Source organism: Vibrio sp. 1288, from assembly GCF_033344475.1.
In genome coordinates this window covers 1-745 of sequence record NZ_JAWPOX010000436.1, presented here as the reverse complement: position 1 = coordinate 745, position 745 = coordinate 1, and the positions used below count along the sequence as shown (strand labels likewise).

Sequence of the window (745 nt, the reverse complement as noted above, 5' to 3'; positions counted from 1 at the left end):
GTTGTAGCAAGCCGTCATATTCTGCTCTAACACTTCATAGACGTGAGCGCAGAGTTTATTCTGCTCAATTAGGTCATCCATGATCTCAGCAATTTGTGTTTGGCTCATTCGTCCTCGATAAGGGCGATCTTGCGATAGTGCCTGAAACACATCGGCAACGGCAATAATGCGAGAAGGGATGTCGAGTTCTTCTGATGTTTTATGGTAAGGGTAGCCTGAGCCGTCCAAGCGTTCATGGTGATTTGAAGCCCAATCTGCGCTTTTGGCGTTTGGGAACACCTTATGCAGCGCAAGTTGAGTATCTATCGTATGTCGTTTGATTCGCGTGTATTCCTGCTTGCTGAGCGCGCCTTCCTTATGTAGAATTTCATCTGGCGTCTTTAGCTTACCTATGTCGTGAACCAAACCGGCAATAAACAGCATTTCTTGGTCGTGTTCATCGAGTCCTAATTTGCCCGCCAAATAGCGCGACAACTCAGCAACTTTTTGCGAGTGTTGATAAGTAAATGGGCTTTTCGCATCGACAATGCGCGCCAGAAATAATCCAAGGCTGTTCATGTCCCAAATGGTTAACTGTTTTTGTAACCAATCAATGCTCTTAAAATTCAGACCAATGGTTTCGATGTTTTCTGATTCCATCGCGAACCAAAATCCGTCGGTCATGATGAGCTTAACCATGGCTTCGCACATGACTGGATTAAATAAGGTGCCAGCATTCGCCAATACACATTCTGCAATCAATTCC

The 745-nt window shown here is 45.1% G+C and carries 1 protein-coding gene; it reads right to left on the bottom strand.

Annotated features, from left to right (window positions below; all coding sequences use genetic code 11):
* The coding region (locus tag R8O11_RS27240; RefSeq protein WP_318194880.1) for an HD-GYP domain-containing protein at positions 1-745 on the bottom strand (745 nt) is incomplete at both ends.